This is a genomic window from Bacillus sp. AFS018417 (assembly GCF_002560985.1).
GTDB lineage: Bacteria > Bacillota > Bacilli > Bacillales > Bacillaceae_G > Bacillus_A > Bacillus_A rhizoplanae.
In genome coordinates this window covers 1-308 of the sequence record NZ_NTTM01000121.1, presented here as the reverse complement: position 1 = coordinate 308, position 308 = coordinate 1, and the positions used below count along the sequence as shown (strand labels likewise).

Below are 308 nucleotides of genomic sequence, written 5' to 3'. Positions count from 1 at the left end.
CAAAAGCAAGTTTTCTAGATCATGACTTTATTCCAACGTATGGAACAAATGACCAAAATGCAACGTTTTCAGGAAAACGAATGAAGCGTGGTATGTATCGTTCTGCAAAAGGAATCGAAATCAACGCAGACGTAAATGCTGCGGCTAATATTTTACGAAAAGTAGTCCCGAATGCATGGACAAACGGGATAGAGGGGTTAGGCGTGAAACAGCTCGCTAGTGTGTTAACTCCACTGACGTTAATCGTCCGTTAGGTCGAAACGTTAGAAACCCCCACTTCAAGCTTTGCTAAGTGGGGGAGTATTCAT

1 pseudogene is annotated in these 308 nt (G+C 42.9%); it reads left to right on the top strand.

Going from position 1 to position 308, the window contains the following annotated elements:
• Positions 1-254: pseudogene (locus CN326_RS23770) on the top strand (RNA-guided endonuclease InsQ/TnpB family protein); the annotation flags it as partial.
• Between the last annotated feature and the right edge of the window lie 54 nt (positions 255-308).